The following is a 19329-nucleotide window of genomic DNA, read 5'->3' as shown; positions in this document are numbered from 1 at the left end:
TTTATGAGTAAAAATACTACTCATAAATTCGCCTGTCAAGTGGTGATCTTTAAATTCCCTCCCTTGGTACTTTTTTTCTTTTTTTGTTTTTTACGCTAATGGTCGAATATTAATAAGACTTATTATTTATGTAATAACTAAATATTCCTGGAAGGAATTATGTAATTTATATTTCAATTTGGGGTTGCATTTTTGTCCAACCTGTGGTAAGTATTTTTCTTGTGCGCGCTAACACAATTAAAAGTCCAATCGAGAGGACAAAATAATCGGAAAGGAGGTGGGCTCATGGAGTTCGAAATTTTGAGCGAGGTCATCGGTGATTTGGTGAGGCGAAGGCGAAAGGAGCTTAACCTTGCCCAGGCCGATGTATGTCGCTATGCTCATATTTCTCAAGGCCAGCTTTCCCGTATCGAAAACGGGCTTCGTATTCCTTCTCTTGCTCTTATGCTCAGGTTGTGCCGCGTGTTGAAGTATGACATAAGCATCAGCGACATATTCGATAAGTTTTCATCCAAAGATAAGAAATCGAAAAAAGACAAGAAGGAGGATGATGAAAAGAAGAAAGGCAAGGAGGGCGAAAAGTCCTAAAAGCATGGTCCGGGCGTGGCCCGGCGGTTTTAGGTAGCGTGAGAAACATCTCACGCTACTTTTTTTGAAAATTAAACGCTAAAACACATATATGGAGGTATTTCTAATGAGCTCATCTAAAAATGGCGCTTTTGTGATGGTAGACTTCTGTGTAATCACCGATAAAAATCTAGACGTCTTTGACAAGATGACATACGTGGCGCTTTGCAAATTCGCCGACAGAGAGGGAAAGTGCTTCCCCAGCCAAAACACCCTCGCCGCCCTGGTGGGATGCGCCCGCTCCCGCCTTCGCAAATCGCTGGACAACCTAAAAGGGTTAAATTACCTGAGGGTGGACAGCAGGGTACTCGACGGCAAACAGCGAAGCAATCTATACACCCTCCTGCCGCGAGAAAACCGCACCCGGGTCTCCACAAGCGCAGAGGGGGGTCTCCAAAAAACCCACCCCGGGTCGCAGGACGGCCACATAACTATATCTAATATAACTAGATCTAAAGAACAAGATTCAGGGGAACTTCCGCAGTGCGATGCAGTTGCAGAAAAACCCCATGATTTTCAGAGGCCTGCCCTCTATCCGGGAAGAGCCAGCGAACCCCCTTCACCTTCTTTTTATAAAAATCAAAATACGGCCCCCTTAGAGCGGGAGATGAAACATCCTCCCTATGAAGAAGTGGTCGAGTCCTTTAAGCGGCACTTTCCCGACCAAAATCCTCTCACACTAGACGAAGCAAACTGTATGTGGATGAGGGTTGCCGCCTTAGTGCACAACGAGCTTTATACCGCCCGGGGGTGGGACGACTACTTCGACGGCATCGCCAAAAGCCCCTTTTTGTCGGGGGATAACGATGCTAACTGGAGGCCGGGCGTCCTCTGGATATTGCTATCACAAAACATCCGAAAGGTAAAGGAAGGCTTCTTTGAAAGGGGCGGAACTTGGGAGCAGATCGTGGAACAAAGAATGAAGGTCGCAGACTTGACGGAGGAAGATCAAAAATACGTTCGTGATCTGATTTTCAATATAAAATCCAATATAAAATCGAGGGAGGCGGCCTAGCCATGGAAAGCAGGGATTTCGAGGGCTTTTTCGGCTTACTTAAGGAGGTTGCCGAGCTTTACGGGACCAGGTTGTCAAAAAAGCGGGCGGAGCTTTTCTTCGAGGCCTGCAGGGGATTATCCCTTGAAAGCTTTGCCGAGGGCGTCAGAAGGCACATTCGCTGGGGGAGCTTCTTTCCCGCTCCTGCCGAGGTGTTCAAGGCCGTCTACGGCACGGAGGAAGATCAGGCGACGATGGCCTGGTGCGACGTTTTGGAGGCCATCCGAAGGACGGGCGCCGAGGGACCCGTTAAATTCGCCGACTACCGCATCCACTACGCCATCGAGCGGATGGGCGGCTGGGCGCACGTCGCCTGGGCCGTCAAAGAAAAGAAAAGATGGCCGATGAAGGATTTTATCTACTGGTATGTCTTTGCCCTCAAGATAAACGTCGACGCCGACGACGTAAAGCCCTATTTAATGGGAAACAGAGGACTGCCCTACAAGGCTGGGCCCGAGGACATAGCAAGGATGACGCTCGAGGTGCCGGCAGGGCAGGCGCGGGGGCTTCGCAGGGTCATTTAGGTTTCGCCTGTGCGTCGGCGGGTCGAATATGTTGTATGAAGTTTTTGACTGCTCCGTTGGATTGATGTGTTTGATCTTGCAGGAGGACTTTGGTGTTTCCCCGTTCGGCGCTTCGGCGACTTAGATGGCCTAAAAAATTTATAATATTCCTTTAGCTATGCGTATTGTGAAATTGCAGGGCCTCCTTTATAGTAGGTACATCACGAAAAGAAAGGAGGAAAAGATATGGCAGCTTATCAACCGATAGCAAGCCGTCTGACCCTGAGGCTTCAGGTAGGAGCAGACGAATGGGGAAAGCCCAAGCTAAAGAGCAAATCCATCGCAGGCGTTGATTACTCCGCTGACGCTACCGACGTGTTGACGGTGGCGCAGGCGATCGCCGGGCTTTTACCCTACAATCTAGTCGAAGCGCAGAAGGTCGATACCGATAGGATCGGTTAGGCGATTCAACAAATTATGACGAAAAGGAGGTGATACATGTTGGAGCCGAAAATGACCAGAAGGCTTAGGATGACTTTTGAGACGGAAGACGGGCCGTGGACTTTATCTTTGTCCGACGTAAAGGAAGGGCTGCTTCCTGAAGAAGTGGAAATGGTCATGCAGACAATAGTTGACAACAGCATATTCGGCATTCCCCCGACGGGGATCGTAAAGGCCGAGCTCATAGAGACCGACACCACTCAGCTGGTGTAGATATAGATGACAAAAGGCCGCTCTTAAAGGCGGCCTTTTGACGGAAAGATTTGGGGCTTTTTAGGGGTTTTGTAAGGTGAATATTAAAGCCCCGGGGCGGTTTGCCGGCACAGTGCGCTGCGTTTGCAGTTTGCGGGCGGGCTAGCGGGCCTTACATAATGTGAGGCAGACATGGCGAAAGCCAGGGGCTTCTTGGGAGGTGCTCGCAAGGGCTTTAAGCTCCTGTAATTTAAGCGAAGGGAGGGAAAATTTTTGGAGGAATTTCTGACGTCCACTCTTCAGACGACCTTTTCCATAGCGGTGGCGGCTTACCTGCTGATCCGCATGGAAAAGCGTCTCGACGAGCTGGCAATAGCGATAAACAACCTCGAAAAGGGCGTGGCAAAATACTTCGGCAAGGTGTAATTGCAGGTCTAATTTGAAATTTTGCAGACTTTCGAGGCGTTTTTGCAAGTTTTTTGACCGTAATTGAAAAAAACGTAAGCGCCGATGGCGGCGCATAAATATAGATTAATATAACGAAAGGAGATATCATGAGAGAAAGCGTTGCAGACTATATTTTGAAGGTCGAAGGAGGGTTCGTAGACAACCCGAAAGACCCCGGCGGCAGGACAAAGTTTGGCATCACTGCCGCTACCCTCGCCTTGGCCCGAGCGAGGCTAAAAGACGCCGGGCTTCCCGAGGACGTAATAAACCTTACAAAAGAGCAAGCGCTTGAGATATACGNNAAATTTTACTGGAAGCCCGCAGGATGCGACCACATCCCCCGCCCCGTAGATTTAGCCTTATTCGACGGGTGCGTCAACTGCGGAGTCAGGCAGGGCGTGAAGTTCCTGCAGGAAGCGCTAAACATGCTTGGCGAAGACCTGTCCGTAGACGGCATCTTTGGGCAAAAGACCATGCATGCCGCCTGGGAGCATGCGCTACCTGCGACCAAAATTTTATCCGCCCTGCTTTGGCAGCGCGCGAGATACTACAACGACATCGTCGCACGAAACCCCGACAGGCGGGTCTTCCTGCACGGCTGGCTCAACCGCCTTGCCCGGCTTTGGAGCTGCGCTGTGGGATGATATATATGATATATATAATGATGAAGAAATTTATTTAGCCGCACTTGTTGGCTTTGGGGCCTGCCGTTTATACGACCAATATATAAGCGGTAGGCCTTGGGTTGGGCGGATCGGATCGTCGTCGATCCTGAAATATGTTTTGGAAAACCGGTTATCGAGGGCACTAGAATCCCGATTCATCTGGTTTTGGAACTTTTGGGAGATGGAGTTACACCAGATGAAATTATAAAAAATTATTATCCCTGTTTGACCAAGGAGGATATTTTTGCTTGTATCCGTTTTGCCAACTCCTTTATAATGATAGACCCTTGAAATGACGGCTTGAAATTACATGGCAGCAAATTGAGTGGACATTTTTAATGCGTATAGTATAATATCTTTCAAGTAAAAGTATATGGAATGCATTATGATGATTTGGTACAAACAAATATCAAGGGCATCTTCAACGATTATAAAAAAATCAGCGCTTGACATGAGAGAAAACAATGTTAAGCTAATAATTGCAGGCTGAGGCCTGTGCGAGTAAGGTTTTCTCCCCCGGCGGATGTTGAGGAAAGCCCTCAACGCTAAATCCAAAGGGGGTTATTTTTTGTCCGCTCAATTCTATGTGCCAGAACCTGAATGTAAACGTCTTTATACCTTCTTCGACTGTCAAAACTTATTTCACGCAGTCAAAAAAGCTTGGGACTATCCTTGCCCAAATTTCGATCCTATTAAACTATCTTATATGGTTCAACGACAATATCACGACTGGGAAATTAAAAGGATCTATATTTACACGGGAATCCATGAACCCACCAAAAACCGAACTTGGTTCACGTTTTGGACTAATAAGCTCAATGTTTATAGAAAAGACCCACGGGTTACTGTAACAACCCGTTATTTAAAATACAGCAGAACGGAAGATGGACGTGAAGTTGCCAGGGAGAAAGGTATTGATATCAAAATAGCCCTGGACCTGATTCGTATGGCACGACTAGGCAAATATGACGTTGCAGTCCTTTTCAGTCAGGATGGTGATTTTGCGGAAGTTGCGGAAGAACTTCGTGATGTGGCACGAGAAAAAAATCGATGGATCAAGATAGCTTCAGCTTACCCTTATAATCCGTCTATGAAACGTGGAATCGAAAAAACAGATTGGATCCCATTCAGAAAAACTGAGTATGATAGTTGCATTGACCCAGGAAATTACTGTCCGAAACCATGATTTTCTCTTTAACGACGCTATGTCTAGATTTACTAACTCAAAGTCATCCGTGAAGATATTTAGGGTCGTAAAAATATTTGAGGTCTACCATTATAAAACCACTAAATAAACGGTAGGCCCTCGAGGTTCTTTTTCCCGCCATTACCAAATGTCCTCAAAATCCAATACTAGCACATCAGATAAACGAAGAACCTTTTTCAGTGAGTCACGGACAAAACCCAATTCCCGTGCCCATTGTGCAAGTTTGCTTCTATCGTAATCAGGCAAATTCGCCGACCCCTTCTGATATGATGGCTATTAGACTCGTTGGCACGATAAGCCTCCACCTTTTATTATACGTAGCATTTTCTTTATCTAAGCCGCGATAGAGGTAGCGCACGCTTTTTGCTATCATGGTCGCACAGGTTTTGAAAAAGTCGTCAGATAATTTAAGGGAATCTTTAAAATGTTCCAAGATGTATCCTGCTTTTTGAAATAAGATTTGTTTGTTGTAGCACTTTAAATACATAAGTAATTTTGCTTCATCGACGTAAGGTATGATCTCGAGGCAACGCAACAGTTCCTCTAACCCCCCGATCCTCTCAAGATCATTGACGCTGTCTATTATTGTGCGCTCCAAATCGGTCACTTTAACGCCATCGGGCTTTTTAACGACCCCAATATCCAGGCGTGGCATTACGTATCTATAGGTAAATCCCCCAAACTCAAAGTCATGAAATCTTTTTTCAGATGATACATAAACATCATAAAAAACTTGATTGGCGTATCCGTAATACTCTAACGCAGTATGATGCGATATATATGCTCTATCAGTCAGACTGCTGGCTATAACATATCGGTTCACAACCGGCTCATCATCTATTAAATTCACAGCCACATACAGATTTCTTTTTACGCTTTGTATGTAACCTTTCTTTAAATAGTTTCGTATGATGCTGCTTGCAGTGTTTTGATTACCTGACATTTTAACGACATTATACCGGGTAAAACAACCTTCCCTCAACAACGGTTTATAGTACTTCATGTTCGACCGCCTCCGTTGTTTTAATTTTAGTACAATATTATTAAAAAAGCAACTATTATATACTATAAATGAAAATATTTGGGGTCGGATCTTTAATCTTGAAATATACTTTAATAATCTAACACACGATATATCGGGATGCGATGATCTCGGGGATGAATTTTTGGCTGGCTGACACCGATGGGTTTATATAAAAAGACGGAGGCGGCATTTTAAGGTTGGGTCAATTCCTCTTACAGAATGACCTACCATGAGCCACACCTCCGTCTGCTATTATTTTAACCTAATTACCTCGAATTGTCACCCTATTTTTAAATGTAAATATTAAATCTAACCAAATAACGTTTGTTGCCAAAATCAGCGCCTATAGCGGGCAACTTCATGGGGCGCTTTTAAAATTTAAAGGCAACAGCACGGTTACACATCAGTAGACCTTAATATTTTAAATACCTCGTCTTTGGAGATAGCGTCAAGCACGGCTTCGGCTACGGCATCAAGCTTGGATTCGTCTTGATAAAGCAAATCAGACCCCTTTGCTTTTTTGGGAGTTACGATAATTTTTATCTCTGCATTCACGGCTTTACTGAGCTCTACAAGAGTGTTAAGGGTAAAATTCTTTTCGACGTTGTCATTGAAGACCCTGCTTATATAAGCTTCAGAAACCCCCATTCTATCCGCAAGTTCCTTTTGCGTAATTCCCTGACTTTCCATTATTGCGCTAATCCCTTCAAGAAATTGCAGCCTCAAATCCTCCATCCGGTAGGCTGGGTGTTGCTGCGCCTCTTCAAAAATTTTTTTGAACCTGCTCCCTACTTTTGCCATATATTTATCACCCTTTAATCTTTAAATCTGATAGTATTTTATTTGTCTAAGCCCCGATAACGGTAACTGCTAGTTTAGATGGCCTCGCGAAAGTAATCTTTGAAAGCAGCCTTAATTATGTCTTTTACTTTATCCACTGCATTGGACTCGGACAGCGCAAGCGTAAGCAATGAATTAATTAAACTATTAAGGCTTACGTTCTCACGCTCGGCCCTTTCGGCCAGCATGCGGTGCAGAAATTTTGGAATTCGAAGGACAAAACGGCCGCTGTACTCTTCTTCCGTTTCTTCTGCAGGCTCAGGTATAGGCAGCCCCTCATTTAGCCAGCGCGCAAAGGATTCCCGTTTTATCTCGTTCAGCAGCGCCAAGGCCTCCTCAAAAGTTTCGCCATACGCATTCATCGATGCCCAACCCAAGGCAGGAATGGTTATGATAAATCCACCCCCTTCCTCTTGGGAAACTTGCGTGACTTCAAGGGGGTAATTTAACTTCATGTAATATTCTAAATCCTTTTTCAAACCTATCACCTCAATATGTCTCATTTGTCCTTCTTCATCTCTTCTATTTCCTGGATGTATTTCAACGCCTTACAGATATTTCTTAAATACCAATGTTTAACTTTATTTTTATGCCGTACGATGACCAAGTCTCCACTGGGATGAAAATCCCTTGAAAAGTAGCCAGGGAACTGCAAAGCGGGTCCGGGCTATATTCACCCTTTTTAACGGATTACAGTCAGCAGGTCCGTCCTAATTCTGCGCTCCGTCAAATTGTTCGCCGTGAAGGCGCGCTACTTCCTTGGCGTAGGCTGCGATAAACGTCTCTTGCGACATCACCTTAAACAAATCTAAGTAAAAAGTAAGCAAACCTTCGGCCTTAAGGCGGCCTAAGACCTCAAGGGTCAACGAGGTCTTCCCGTAACGCCTCGGGGAAAAGACGATCACGTTCTGGCCTGACGTGATGTCATTTATTAGTTCTGCAATCTCCGCCTTTCGGTAATGATTATATGCAAACGAGGACTATGCAACTAGTGAAAAATTTAAGAAGTGTAAAATATGATGAATATGGCCAAAATTCTCTATACCGATAAGAAATTGATTTGCTACGTTATTGGTAAATTACAAAACATCGGTATTATATTTTGACTTTCAGTATATTCAAAAACCCCTTTGTTGCTTTTCAAGGGATTCAACGAAAAATTCAAGATTAAAGATCCGACCCTCGAGGATTCCATGAGCTGCTGTTCGGGAAATATTGGGGTCGCCTTTTTAATAAAGAACATCTTTGTGACGAGCTTTTACGTCATCAGGTACATGTTGTGCGGCTTCGCCCAAAGTCTCAAGCTTTCAGTCTTTTCTAGACATAACAAATGTCTTCCATAGCGTACTTTTTCCTGTTCCGTTTTATGCTGTCAGGGGTCGTAAGATCAACAGGAAGACCCATGATGTCTTCCAGAAAATCGGCAAGGCCGAAAAACTCAAGACCGACGGGCACACTGAATTCCACCATGATCATCTTTAAATTAAATTTTAAATTTTAGAGTACAGAGTCAATACTTTTGAAACGTGCAACTAAAAATTCAAGATTCAAGATCAGACCCTCGAGGTTCATGAACAAGCATGCTTGATCCCTCACTTTAATTTAAAATAATATTTCATGCTAGTGTTCTTCTGTTGATCCCCTAAATGGTTTCATAGTTGCCTCTCCTGGTTGGTTAATTCCTTCCTTCTTGATTATTTTCAGAATAGTTAACAGAATAATCTTCACATCTAATAAAAAACTTATTTTATTAACGTATTCGACATCGTAGTTAAATTTCTCTTCCCAACTTATGGCGTTACGGCCGTTTACTTGCGCCCAACCTGTTAGCCCCGGCCTTACTTCGTGACGTCGCCTTTGATGTGCATTATATAGGGGAAGATATTCTATCAGCAACGGCCTGGGCCCCACAATTGACATATCTCCTTTTAGGATGTTAAAAAGCTCAGGCAATTCATCCAAAGACGATGCCCGCAGGAACTTGCCAAAATCTGTCAGCCTCATTTCGTCGGGCAGCAATTCTCCCTTTTCGTCTCTTTCGTCAGTCATGGTACGAAACTTATATAGGGTAAATATCTTTTCGTTCATGCCCGGCCTTTGCTGTTTGAATATAACAGGACTTCCAAGCTTTATCCTAACGAGCAAAGCGATGAGTAACAAAATCGGACTTAATATGATAATGGCCATCAGCGAGAGAACAAAATCCAAAAGTCTTTTGAAATAACGTCTGTAAAGTCCGCCATTTTTACGAATATTGTAGGATTGAAGCTTTATATCTGCCTCGCCAGGCATCTTAATTGCACGCTCCTTCAATCTCATACGATTTGTTTAGACCATTTCCTATACTATCTGTAAACCCCCATCACAACGAATAACCCCCATCCAGCACGATGCTCGTCCCTGTGATCCAGCGTGCCGCATCGCTCAGTAAAAAACATATGCTGTTTGAGACATCTTCGGGCTGACCCAAGCCTAAAAGGTGTCTTTTCGTTATGGCCAAGTCAAAGGACTCAAGATCAGGGTAAAGGGCTTTTATCCTATCGAGCATAGGAGTATTGACCCATCCGGGACATACGCAGTTAAAACGTATCTTCTTTGTAGCGTATTCTGCCGCAAGCGAGCGAACGGCGGAGATCAAGGCACCCTTAACAGAAGAATAGGTAGATGAGCCTTCCAGGCCCGATATTGCAGTTACGGATGAGACGGCAACGATAGAAGCACCTGTCGGATCGACGTTTTTCTTCGTGCAAACTGCCTTAGAAAGCATGAAAAAGGCCGTTACGTGCAGGTCGTAAAGGTCTCTGTATTCTTTGGGATCAAAGGACCGTAATGGCCTAACGGCAAAATCTCCGGCACAATGGACAAGGCCTCCAATAGGACCAACTTCGGCTAGTATGAGGCTTACTAAATCAGGTATTTTATCCGTATTTCGAAGGTCAAAGGAAAAGGCCTTCGATGATTCTTCAGGCATTTCCCTTTGAGCTACGCTCAGTTTCTCTTTGTTTCTAGAGACCATCGCTACATTGCCGCCGAGGGTGCAAATTAGATGTGAGGTGGCAAGCCCTATCCCGGATGAAGCTCCCGTGACTATTATGTTCTTTCCCGAAAGGGACATGGGATTTATCGTCAACTTTTTTCAGCCTCTTTTTCCTTCATGTGGGCAAGTATGTCTTCCACAGTGACAAGGGACTTTATGTCGTTAGGCTTTAGCCTAACAGAAAAATGTTTGTCGAGCATGGCTATCACCGAAACCACTGCCAAGGAGTCCCACTCTTCAAGCTCTTCAAGTTTAGTCTCAGGTTTTAATGCCTCAGGTTCCGCGTCCAGTGCTTGAGCTATCAAGGACAATTTGTCTTTAAGGTCCAATTTAAATCACCTCTTTGAGTAAATTACCATTCAACTATGCATCCTGCCCAGGAGTATCCTACGCCAAATCCAACGAGCATCAATTTATCCCCACGCCTGATCCTTCCTTCGTCTAAGGCGTCTTTCATTGCGATGGGTATGGTTGCGCTTACCGTGTTTCCCTTGTCTTCCATGTTCAGGTAAAACTTTTCATCAGGGATGCCTATTTTATCCCTTAAGCTGTCGAGCATGAACTTGTTTGCCTGGTGAAAGACGAATAAATCTATGTCATCCATGGATAGTTTCGCCCTTGCAAGCAGGGATTTTACCGTATCTGGAACAATGTCTAAGGTAAAGTTAAATATTTCAGGACCATTCATGTATAGGTTGTTTAAGGAACGAACGTTTCCCTGCTCGTCTACCCTCTCCTTTGCAGTTTCCTCACTTTTAGGCATGGCCATCGCACCGGCCGGGACGATGAGGTTAGTTGCCCCCTTGCCGTCGGTGCCAAATACGAACTCCCCTATCTTGCAAGGGTCGCCTTCTTCGTGCGTTATTAAGGTTGCCGCTGCACCGTCGCCAAATATGGTCCTTACGCTTTTATCCTTAGGATGTATGTATTTGGTGTAAGTTTCGACGGTAAGAAGCAGTACGTTTTTTGCCATGCCCCCTGCTATGAGGCCCTTTGTAATGGCAAGGCCATATACGAATCCGGAACAACCGAGGTTAAAGTCAAAGGCTCCACAGCTCGTAGGAAGACCCAATATATCTTGGACAATACAGGCAGTCGTTGGAAGAAAGTAATCCGGGCTTTGGGTGCAAAGAAGTAGGAAATCTATCTTGTCTTTAGGAAAACCTGACTCGGAAAACAGCTTTTCTGCAGCCTGTACGGCCAGCTGAGATGTAGTTTCCGTCGCCGTTATATGTCTGCTTTTAATTCCGGTCTTCTTGTATATCTTTTTGCTGTTCCAGTTGGACTCGTATTCTATGGCCAGGTCGTCGTTGGTCAAGGTTTTTTCGGGCAAGAGATACGAGATATGGGTGATTTGCATTTTATGCACTCCTTTGCTCGTAAAATTAAGACAAAGAATTGAGGTACATTATTTTATCACTTATAGTTTTACAAGAAGGATTTACCTCTTCATTATTTCTGATGCAGGATTTCCAAAAACTATTGTTCTATCAGCAACTTTTTTTAGAACAGTGCTACCTGCGCCAACTGTTGAATACGCTCCTACCTGAGCTTTTGGTAGTATTGTAACATTTGACCCTAAAAATGAACCCTCTTTAAGTACTACTCCTCCACTTACATTGCAACCTGGGCTAATTGTCACCCATGAACCAATATAGGAATCGTGCCCGATAGTTGTCCCTATATTTATGGTTACAAAGTTAGAAATAGTTATATCACAGGTAATAACAACATTTGGACAGAGAATTACCCCAGATCCTATTTGAACATTATGGCCTAATACCACAGATGGGTGGATAATATTTATAAACTTTCCACCTTTATTTAATATACTGCCACATATTTTTTTCTTAATTTCGGGATCCCCGATAGCACAAATAAAAACTTCCTTACCACTAATGTAGTAATCTTCTAGATTAGACACTACTTCGACTCCGTGAATTTGTTTCCCTATTAATCTATTGTTATCATCTATAAATCCACCAATAATCCATTCACTTCCATATAAGGGACATTGCCTGGCCCATCCTAGCACTTCTCTTCCAAATCCTCCTGCACCAATAATATACAGCTTTTGCACCTAAATTTCTCCTTCCCTATTGTTCCTATTGTTATTGAAAGCTACTACTATAACCTCATCTCCTTCAAAAAAATTATTGCTAGAGAAACCCGCCATCTCATCTCCAAACCCCTTTAATTATTTCACATATCCTGTTTAGGTCGTCATCCGTCATTTTCGTATCGCTTGGCAAACATAAGCCGTGTTCGAAGATCTTTTGGGATACGCCGCTTCCCAAAAAGTCACAATCCCTGTAAAAGGGCTGCATATGCATGGGCTTCCATATGGGCCTTGATTCGATGTTTTCCCGCTCCAAGGCCTCAAGTATTTTTAAGGGCTTGACTTTGCCGGACAAGGTGATGCAGCTCAGCCAAAAGTTGGGTTCGTTCCAGTCGTTTACGGGCATCATTTCCAGTCCTTCAAGGTGGCTCAAGTTTTCTTTGTAGAATTCAAAGATGTGCCTTTTTTGCGCTAACCGGCGTTCCAAAACCTTTAGCTGACCACGGCCGATGCCTGCTAATACGTTACTCATCCTGTAGTTGTAGCCAAGTTCGCTGTGTTCGTAGTGTCGTGCCTTGTCCCTGGCTTGCGTGGACCAAAATCTGACTTTGGCTATTCGTTCTTCGTCACTTGAGACGAGCATCCCTCCGCCCGACGTCGTGATGATCTTGTTGCCGTTGAAGGAAAACACGCCGTATTTGCCAAAGGTGCCCGTGTATTTGCCCTTGTACTTCGTGCCCAGGCTTTCGGCGGCGTCTTCTATTAATGGGACGTTATTGTCCTGACATATCCTAATGATCGGGTCTAAGTCTGCGGACAGGCCGTAAAGATGAGTCAGTATGACCGCCTTTGGATTGGGGTATTTCTTGAAGGCGTCCTCCAGGGCCTGGGGGTCCATATTCCAGGTCTTAAAGTCGCTGTCAATGAACACGGGGGTCGCGTTTTGATACACGATTGGGTTGGCCGTGGCCGAAAAAGTCAGGGATTGGCAAAAAACTAGGTCGTCTTTTTCCACTCCCGCGGCCTTCAGCGCCATGTGAATGGCGGCAGTCCCTGAAGAAAGCGCCGCGGCGTGCTTTGCGCCGACCCAGGCTGCAAGCTCCTTCTCGAAGGCGTCCACGTTTGGCCCCAGGGGGGCGATCCAGTTGGTGTCAAAGGCTTCGTTCACGTATTGCAATTCGTAGCCTTCACCGCTCATGTGGGGCGACGAAAGCCATATCTTTTTCGGCAAATTTATCCCTCCATTTTTATGATACCAGTTTACTAAAAAGAGTATAACATTTTGGAGAGATTTGAGGTTCATCTTCTTCCTTCCTTGTAAAATTGAGGAAAGAATTTCAATAACTTTGGATTTGGATTTTTCGATTGTGTTGTTATACCCTTCTTCTGGGTATAGCCGAAGCCAAATTGTATCGCATCATTAATCTTGAATTTCAATCTAACATGTTAATATTATAAATCCTACTAGGATTTATAATACAAAGCCCCCAAAATTGTCGCTGGTTACGGAAGGGAAACGGAACTACTACGACATCACCTTTTACAAATCTTGCCAAGCTTCATCTTCCTCCGGCCTGAGCCAATCTTTCCGCAAACTGGATTCGCTAAACGTGAGCGTTTCCGATCGTTTCTTTAATGACTTAGTCTTTAAGAAACGGACAAAATCTAAAACCTCCTGAAGGTCCGATGCCGTTAAACCCTCCGTTTCACGGATAAGCATTTCTCTCCTATTCATCTAACTTCACCTTCTCTATTTTATGTGATTCATAGTTTTGTTATTATATTTTGTCGTATTTGGGGTCTACCATTATAAAACCACTNNCACTAAATGAACGGTAGGCCCCGCAATCGAAAGGATTAGCCTTTCTGTTCCTCCAACTTATTGAGAAAGGCCATTACATACGAAAGAAATTTGCCGAAATCGTCCAATTCATAGTGGATTGTGCGGTAAACTAGCTTGCTATCAACGTCCCAATATACATGGACGAGGATGTTGCGCATTGCGCACATACGAGCCAGTTTATCGGCAAAATCTTTAGGGATGACGTTTAGCGAGGCAAGTGTTTTGAAGATATCCGCATAGGTCTTTGGCGCCTTAAAATTGCCCTTAAACTGATGCAACGAAAGCAAACGATTGCCTATGTTTATACACGTCTCGATTGCGATTTGCAAGTAACGTTCCGTCGCTGCCTGCAAAGTTTCATCTTTTAGATATTCTTCTATAGGCTTTTGTCGAATCCTTTCAAGGCGACTTATGTATTCCTGTAACAATTCAATTTGGTTCATTAATTTAATATCCATTGAAGGCTCCTCCGAAGCACCTATGAGTCTCTTGTAATACTCCCGCAGAATCGGATAAAAGTCTAGGTAAGCGCCCAAAACCTTAGCCTGGAAATCGACCAAGGCTTGAGGATCGTAAAGGACCAGGATAACTTTATCTTCTATTGCGCTAAATTGCAGGGTTAACGGTGCAACACTTAGATTTATTAAGTCAAAGTCATCCGTGTGTATCAGCCGAGAGAGATCGAGGTAAAGATTTGAATGAATCTTAAACATTTCCCATTCGCTTAAACCTTCACGGTACAAAACTGCCAAGTCGATATCGCTCAAAGGCGTGACCTCATCTCGACTCGCAGAGCCGAACAAAAGCAGGGCTGCAACCTCTTTCCTGTAGGGCATTAGCGCCTCCGGAGCCCTTTGAAGCTGTTTTAATATGAAATCAAAATCAAGCGGCCTTTCGCTCAAGCGCATTTGTTTAACTCCTTTTTAAATTATGATCGCCGAGCAACCTTCGTGATGGTGCTTAAAATTCAAGATTAAAGATCTGACCCTCGAGGTTTGATAATTTGTCCTATCTGGTTTAACGACTTGTATTTTAGCATATCGCAATGCTCACTGGAAATGTAGGATTCACAGCGCACTACCAACACGGGCTGCGTGTTTGAGGCGCGCACCAAGACCCAACCATCTTTCAAGTGAGCTCGAACGCCGTCGATGGTTATGACCTCCTGCACGTCGGGCCAGGCGGATATGGCCTCTTGAACTTGGCTAACTACGCCTTCCTTTTCGTCGTCAGGACAGGCTATACGAATTTCGGGGGTCGCAAAGGTCGCAGGAAGATCCGTAAATAATCTCGAAAAGGTGACGCTTGGGTCGCCAAGCTTTGCATAGGCAAAGCATCCGACGAGCCTACAGGCGGCGTATATGGCGTCATCATAGCCGAAGTAACGGTCTGCAAAGAACATGTGTCCGCTCATCTCCCCGGCAAGGAGCACACCGCTTTCTTTCATCTTCGCCTTTATGAGGGAATGGCCCGTCTTCCACATCAAAGGTTTCCCTCCGGCCCTTTCTATGGCCTCAAACACTGCCTTGGAGCATTTGACCTCTCCTATGATGACGGCGCCCGGGTTTTGCTCGAGTATCTTTTTTGCGTAAAGGTAAAGCAATTTATCACCTCGAACAACGTTGCCCTTTTCGTCGACTACGCCTATCCTGTCGCCGTCGCCGTCGAAGGCAATGCCGAAATCTGCCTTCCTGCTTACGACTTCATTCTTTAGGTCCTTCAAGGTATCTTCGACTGTGGGATCAGGGTGATGGTTGGGAAAGCTGCCATCAGGCTCTATATACAATCCAAGGACTTCGCAGCCCAGCGATTCGAGCACATCTTTCGCGATAGGCCCGGCTGTGCCGTTTCCTCCGTCGATGACGACCTTTGGCGTCGACCGTGCTATTACCTTCCCATCTGTACGCGACAGAAGTTCCTTTTTATATGACGTTACGATATCTTCTTCTGATATTTCAGGCACCAGTCCCGGAGCGGCCTTTTCGTATCGCAGGGCAAGCTCGCCAAGTTTTTTAAGTTCCTCGCCATAAAGGGTGTCGCTTCCCAGGCATATCTTAAAGCCGTCGTATTCCGGCGGGTTATGGCTTCCCGTCACGGCTATACCGCCAGCCACATCTAAGGCACAAGTTGCGTAATATACGATAGGGGTGGTCACCATGCCCAAGTACAAAGGATGAAGCCCTCCGTCCGAAAGGCCATGGCATAAAGCTTTTGCCAGGCTAAATGAGGCCATGCGGCAGTCGTGCCCCACGGCCACAGTGGTTTCGTCGTCAATATGGTGACATTTTAATCTTGCGTAATCCGCGTAGGCCCTGCCGAGGTAGTAAGAAAGCTTTGGGGTTAGCTCCTCGCCTACAATCCCCCTGATGTCGTATTCCCTTATTACTGCAGATAGCACTTGGGATAGGTCTTTAGCCATCAGCGTCACTCCGTCCTTTTGTAGTCGTCTTCTATCCTAATTATGTCGTCCTCACCGACGTATTCGCCATTTTGGACCTCGATTATTTCAAGTGGGATCTTGCCGGGGTTTACCAGGCGATGGGGTGTGCTTTTGGGTATAAAGGTACTTTCTCCTTCGTGTACGTAAATTTCTCTGCCGTCGACGACAGCTAGGGCTGTGCCTCGCACCACTACCCAGTGCTCGGTCCTGTGATGGTGATACTGCAGGCTGAGCCTGGAGCCCGGATTTATGACGATGTGTTTTATCTTAAACCTGTCTCCCTGGTGCAATATCTGATACGTCCCCCAGGGCCGGGCGTTTATTGGTGCCTCGGTGGCCTCGCGGCGGCCCTGGTCTTTCAGGTAATTTACGACGTCCCGGACGGCCTGAGAAGAGCCTCTTTTTGCGACGAGCAAGGCATCCGGAGTATCCGCTATGATCAAGTCATTTACGTTAAGGCCTACGACCAGTCGGCCGTTTGCGTATATCAAGTTGTTTTTGCCGCCTATGGCGTGAACGTCTCCTTTTTTGACGTTTCCGCCTTCATCTTTTTCCATGGTCTCATACAAGGCGTCCCAGGAGCCAATATCAGACCAGCCACAATCTAAGGGCACTACTGCAACGTCTTTTTCCTTTTCCATGACGGCGTAGTCTATGGAAATTGAAGGCAGGTCTTCAAAGCTTGAAATTAAGCCCTCGTAACCTTCAGAGGCAGGCTCGCCTATTTGGGGGATGTCGTTTTTTAAGGCTTCTATCATCCTTTTTGCCTTAAACAGAAAAAAACCACCGTTCCAGAGGTAGTTTCCTCTTTCAAGGTATGTTTTAGCTTTTTCCTCGTCGGGCTTTTCGACGAACCTTGAAACGATCTTATAAGGTAGCCCCTTGGACCTTTCTTCGTCTATCTCTATGTAGCCAAAGCCCGTATCGGCCCTGGTGGGCTTAACGCCAAATACAACTATATGACCCTCGCTGGCTGCCTGGCGTCCTAAATTTATTGCCTCTTTAAAGGCCTCGTCGTCTTTTACTATGTGGTCGCTCGGAGATACGAAGATCAGGTCTTCAGGGTCTGCGCCACTTTTTAGCAAATATGCCAGCCCAAGGGCAATGGCAGGACAGGTATTTTTGGCCATTGGTTCTCGTATTATGGGATCGTGGTCGAACTTTACGACCGTCTTCATCTGATGGCGTAAAAGTGCGCTGCACTGGTCAGAAGCGACGATATAAAGGTTGGAAGGCTGCGCTATCTTTGTCATCCTTCTTACCGTTTGCTGAAACAGGCTTTCTTCGCCTGCCAGGGGCAAAAACTGCTTGGGCAGCTCCTCCCGCGACCAGGGCCACAGGCGGGTGCCGCTTCCGCCGGCGAGGATCAATATATAAAGATTATTCATTTTTTGTGACCACCTCCAAAGCTAGTAGGCGCCCTTGCCAAAAACGGCCACCGGAACGGTGCGGGCAAGGATGTAAAGATCAAGCCACACGGACCAGTTGCGGACGTAATACGCGTCCAATGCGACGCGCTCTTCAAAAGAGACATCGTTGCGTCCCGACACTTGCCACAATCCAGTTATTCCAGGTTTAACTTTAGTATAAAGGGAATAGTATTTTCCGTATTTTTCTATCTGATTTTGAAAGATTGGCCTTGGGCCTACTACGCTCATCTCTCCTTTGATGACGTTAAAGATCTGAGGCAGTTCGTCAAGGCTTGTCTTTCTTAAGAACTTGCCGACACGGGTCACTCGTGGGTCGTCTCGCAATTTTTGGTATCTGTCCCATTCTTCCTTAAGCTCCGGATGCCTTGCTAAATATTCTTTTAAAACGACATCGGCATTTTCGACCATGGTCCTGAACTTCCATGCTTTGAAGGGCTTGCCGCCCTTGCCGTATCTCGTTTGCCTGTAAAATACGGGGCCCTTTGAATCGAGCTTTATAAACAGTGCTATAAAAGGTATAAGAAGTGCCGAAACCACAAGGGCAACTGCCGCTATGATCGCATCCATAATGGCCTTGGCAATTTTTGGGCCTAATCGCAAAAGCTGCTGGCGCACCTCTAAGCCCAATATGCCTCCAAAGTCCCTCGGCAAGACGCCAAGGCTTGCAAAGCCAAAAAGGTCGGGGATGTAGATGACATGGTGAAAATACGAGGCGCTTTCTTCCCAAATTTGAAGCAACCTTTCCCTGTCTAAACCCGGCATGGCCATTATCGCCCAACTTATATTGCACTGTTTGGCAAGATGGGGGGCAAGCTCTAAGCTTCCCATCACTGTCACGCCTTCAATAGATTTGCCGTGTTTTTCGGCATCATCATCTAAGATTGCCATGGGCTTTATACCCAGTGCTTTCGTATTTTTTAATATCTTAACGATTTCAGCTCCTGTCTTGGCGGCACCCATAACGACAGCAGAAACTCCCCACCAGCTTTTATCGCCAAAAAGATGTCGAACAGCTGCTCGCGCTAAGGGCACAAATAAAAGGGCCAGAACCCAAGCGATGAAAAATATGGCACGGGAATATACAAAACCTACACGCGAAAGAAATATCCAAACGGAAAGTATGGTAAAAACCATAGATGTCGCGATACATGTCCGGCGCAGCTCCTCGACGGCCGTAATACCAACGCCGGGATAAAGCCCTGAGACTAGATATGCCAGTGCAAACAAAAAAATTGCCGGCCACAGCTCGATATAAGCTCTAGGCATAAGCACGCTGGGCGGAAGTATGAATTCAGGGGTCCATTTTCTCAAAAAATACGCGAGCAACACTGCAAAAAAAATCGCCGCAAGGTCGCTTAAGCAATAAAACCCGGACATGATCCAGGATTCAGCTAAAGACGTTTTGTCGCTTATTTTATAATCAGCTATTACTTCGATATCGACATCTTGCAACTTCACAG

The 19329-nt window shown here is 45.4% G+C and carries 25 protein-coding genes; 9 read left to right on the top strand and 16 right to left on the bottom strand.

Going from position 1 to position 19329, the window contains the following annotated elements:
- Positions 1-285: 285 nt before the first annotated feature.
- The 9 genes from B3N34_RS07470 (at position 286) to B3N34_RS07430 (ending at position 5175) form a co-directional block, all read left to right on the top strand.
- Positions 286-588, top strand: a complete 303-nt coding sequence (locus B3N34_RS07470) for a helix-turn-helix domain-containing protein (protein WP_286976387.1) — start codon at positions 286-288, stop codon at positions 586-588.
- 106 nt (positions 589-694) lie between these two features.
- Positions 695-1642: a helix-turn-helix domain-containing protein gene (locus B3N34_RS07465; protein ID WP_286976385.1), complete on the top strand. Its 948-nt coding sequence runs from the start codon at positions 695-697 to the stop codon at positions 1640-1642.
- A gap of 2 nt (positions 1643-1644) precedes the next feature.
- Positions 1645-2205, top strand: a complete 561-nt coding sequence (locus B3N34_RS07460) for a hypothetical protein (RefSeq protein WP_286976384.1) — start codon at positions 1645-1647, stop codon at positions 2203-2205.
- Between the two features lie 225 nt (positions 2206-2430).
- A complete protein-coding gene (locus tag B3N34_RS07455) occupies positions 2431-2646 on the top strand; it encodes a DUF1659 domain-containing protein (RefSeq protein ID WP_286976381.1) in 216 nt (71 codons plus the stop codon).
- Between the two features lie 36 nt (positions 2647-2682).
- On the top strand, positions 2683-2898 hold the full coding sequence (locus tag B3N34_RS07450; protein WP_286976380.1) for a DUF2922 domain-containing protein: 216 nt from the start codon (positions 2683-2685) through the stop codon (positions 2896-2898).
- 252 nt (positions 2899-3150) lie between these two features.
- On the top strand, positions 3151-3303 hold the full coding sequence (locus B3N34_RS07445; RefSeq protein WP_286976378.1) for a YvrJ family protein: 153 nt from the start codon (positions 3151-3153) through the stop codon (positions 3301-3303).
- Positions 3304-3431: 128 nt separating this feature from the next.
- Entirely contained in the window at positions 3432-3968 is a 537-nt protein-coding gene (locus B3N34_RS07440) for a glycoside hydrolase family 108 protein (protein WP_286976376.1), read from the top strand.
- Positions 3969-4064: 96 nt separating this feature from the next.
- On the top strand, positions 4065-4280 hold the full coding sequence (locus B3N34_RS07435; protein WP_286976375.1) for a DUF433 domain-containing protein: 216 nt from the start codon (positions 4065-4067) through the stop codon (positions 4278-4280).
- A 277-nt stretch (positions 4281-4557) separates the two neighbouring features.
- On the top strand, positions 4558-5175 hold the full coding sequence (locus B3N34_RS07430) for an NYN domain-containing protein (protein ID WP_286976373.1): 618 nt from the start codon (positions 4558-4560) through the stop codon (positions 5173-5175).
- A 259-nt stretch (positions 5176-5434) separates the two neighbouring features.
- On the opposite strand, the gene B3N34_RS07425 is transcribed toward B3N34_RS07430, so the two are convergent.
- From B3N34_RS07425 to wbaP, 16 genes are all read right to left on the bottom strand, one after another.
- Positions 5435-6199, bottom strand: a complete 765-nt coding sequence (locus B3N34_RS07425; RefSeq protein WP_286976371.1) for a type IV toxin-antitoxin system AbiEi family antitoxin domain-containing protein — start codon at positions 6197-6199, stop codon at positions 5435-5437.
- A 417-nt stretch (positions 6200-6616) separates the two neighbouring features.
- Complete coding sequence (locus tag B3N34_RS07420) at positions 6617-7021, bottom strand: helix-turn-helix domain-containing protein (protein WP_286976368.1); 405 nt, start codon at positions 7019-7021, stop codon at positions 6617-6619.
- 74 nt (positions 7022-7095) lie between these two features.
- Positions 7096-7539: a toxin-antitoxin system HicB family antitoxin gene (locus tag B3N34_RS07415; RefSeq protein WP_286976366.1), complete on the bottom strand. Its 444-nt coding sequence runs from the start codon at positions 7537-7539 to the stop codon at positions 7096-7098.
- Between the two features lie 231 nt (positions 7540-7770).
- A complete protein-coding gene (locus tag B3N34_RS07410) occupies positions 7771-7965 on the bottom strand; it encodes a hypothetical protein (protein WP_286976363.1) in 195 nt (64 codons plus the stop codon).
- 412 nt (positions 7966-8377) lie between these two features.
- Positions 8378-8515, bottom strand: coding sequence for a hypothetical protein (locus B3N34_RS07405; RefSeq protein ID WP_286976360.1), 138 nt, complete (start codon positions 8513-8515; stop codon positions 8378-8380).
- A gap of 165 nt (positions 8516-8680) precedes the next feature.
- The gene (locus tag B3N34_RS07400) at positions 8681-9352 is read right to left on the bottom strand and encodes a sugar transferase (RefSeq protein WP_286976357.1); all 672 of its coding nucleotides are present in this window, start codon (positions 9350-9352) and stop codon (positions 8681-8683) included.
- Between the two features lie 70 nt (positions 9353-9422).
- Positions 9423-10190, bottom strand: a complete 768-nt coding sequence (locus B3N34_RS07395; protein ID WP_286976356.1) for an SDR family NAD(P)-dependent oxidoreductase — start codon at positions 10188-10190, stop codon at positions 9423-9425.
- The gene (locus B3N34_RS07390; RefSeq protein WP_286976353.1) at positions 10187-10426 is read right to left on the bottom strand and encodes an acyl carrier protein; all 240 of its coding nucleotides are present in this window, start codon (positions 10424-10426) and stop codon (positions 10187-10189) included. The genes B3N34_RS07395 and B3N34_RS07390 overlap by 4 nt, the downstream gene beginning before the upstream one ends.
- Before the next feature lie 23 nt (positions 10427-10449).
- The gene (locus B3N34_RS07385; protein WP_286976349.1) at positions 10450-11457 is read right to left on the bottom strand and encodes a 3-oxoacyl-ACP synthase III family protein; all 1008 of its coding nucleotides are present in this window, start codon (positions 11455-11457) and stop codon (positions 10450-10452) included.
- Positions 11458-11538: 81 nt separating this feature from the next.
- The gene (locus tag B3N34_RS07380) at positions 11539-12177 is read right to left on the bottom strand and encodes an acetyltransferase (protein WP_286976347.1); all 639 of its coding nucleotides are present in this window, start codon (positions 12175-12177) and stop codon (positions 11539-11541) included.
- Between the two features lie 97 nt (positions 12178-12274).
- Positions 12275-13387, bottom strand: coding sequence for a DegT/DnrJ/EryC1/StrS family aminotransferase (locus B3N34_RS07375; protein ID WP_349679703.1), 1113 nt, complete (start codon positions 13385-13387; stop codon positions 12275-12277).
- A 309-nt stretch (positions 13388-13696) separates the two neighbouring features.
- A complete protein-coding gene (locus B3N34_RS07370; RefSeq protein ID WP_286976344.1) occupies positions 13697-13891 on the bottom strand; it encodes a DUF2281 domain-containing protein in 195 nt (64 codons plus the stop codon).
- A gap of 122 nt (positions 13892-14013) precedes the next feature.
- Positions 14014-14907, bottom strand: a complete 894-nt coding sequence (hepT, locus tag B3N34_RS07365; RefSeq protein ID WP_286976342.1) for a type VII toxin-antitoxin system HepT family RNase toxin — start codon at positions 14905-14907, stop codon at positions 14014-14016.
- Positions 14908-14972: 65 nt separating this feature from the next.
- On the bottom strand, positions 14973-16418 hold the full coding sequence (locus B3N34_RS07360; RefSeq protein ID WP_286976340.1) for a phosphomannomutase/phosphoglucomutase: 1446 nt from the start codon (positions 16416-16418) through the stop codon (positions 14973-14975).
- A gap of 5 nt (positions 16419-16423) precedes the next feature.
- A complete protein-coding gene (locus tag B3N34_RS07355) occupies positions 16424-17827 on the bottom strand; it encodes a mannose-1-phosphate guanylyltransferase/mannose-6-phosphate isomerase (RefSeq protein ID WP_286976337.1) in 1404 nt (467 codons plus the stop codon).
- A 21-nt stretch (positions 17828-17848) separates the two neighbouring features.
- On the bottom strand, positions 17849-19321 hold the full coding sequence (gene wbaP, locus B3N34_RS07350) for an undecaprenyl-phosphate galactose phosphotransferase WbaP (RefSeq protein WP_286976334.1): 1473 nt from the start codon (positions 19319-19321) through the stop codon (positions 17849-17851).
- Between the last annotated feature and the right edge of the window lie 8 nt (positions 19322-19329).

The sequence above is a fragment of the Acetomicrobium sp. UBA5826 genome, from assembly GCF_002433005.1.
Classification (GTDB): domain Bacteria; phylum Synergistota; class Synergistia; order Synergistales; family Acetomicrobiaceae; genus Acetomicrobium.
The sequence above is the reverse complement of the archived record's forward strand: the minus strand, read 5'-3'. Positions and strand labels throughout refer to the sequence as shown.